At 82.9% G+C, this 479-nt stretch carries 1 pseudogene; it reads right to left on the bottom strand.

The window, feature by feature from the left end:
- Nucleotides 1-479, bottom strand: a pseudogene (locus tag BG452_RS37485) (hypothetical protein); the annotation flags it as partial.

Here is a 479-nt window from a genome sequence, read left to right on the forward strand (position 1 = left end):
ACGCCCCGACGGGCTCGGCGGCGGGGGCGGGGGCGGCGAGGAAGTGGCGGTACCACTCCAGCGCGGTGGCCCAGTTGCCGGCCCGTTCGGCGAGCAGGGCGCGCAGCCGGGCGAGGGCCGGGTCGCCGGCCGGGTCGGGGTCGAGCGGGCCGAGCAGGGCGATGGTCTGGACCGGACGGCCCGCCAGCAGGGCGACGGCGGCCAGGTGGTAGCGGTCGCGGAGCCCGGCGGCGGGGTCGAGCAGCGCGGTGAGCTGCTCGGTGGCGCCCTCGGCGAGGGCGAGCGCGGCGCGCAGCCGGGACTGCCGGTGGGTGAGCGCGCCGGGCAGGGTGTCGGCGAGGGCGAGGGCGGCGGTGGCCCGCCGGCGCGCGTCGGGGAGGTCGCGGCCGGCGACCAGCAGGTGGGCGGCCTCGCGCAGGGCGGCCTCGCGCAGCGCGGCCCGGTAGCCGGCGGCGGCGGGGTGTTCGGCGGCGGCGCGC

The sequence above is a fragment of the Streptomyces sp. CBMA123 genome, from assembly GCF_014596465.1.
Lineage (GTDB): Bacteria > Actinomycetota > Actinomycetes > Streptomycetales > Streptomycetaceae > Kitasatospora.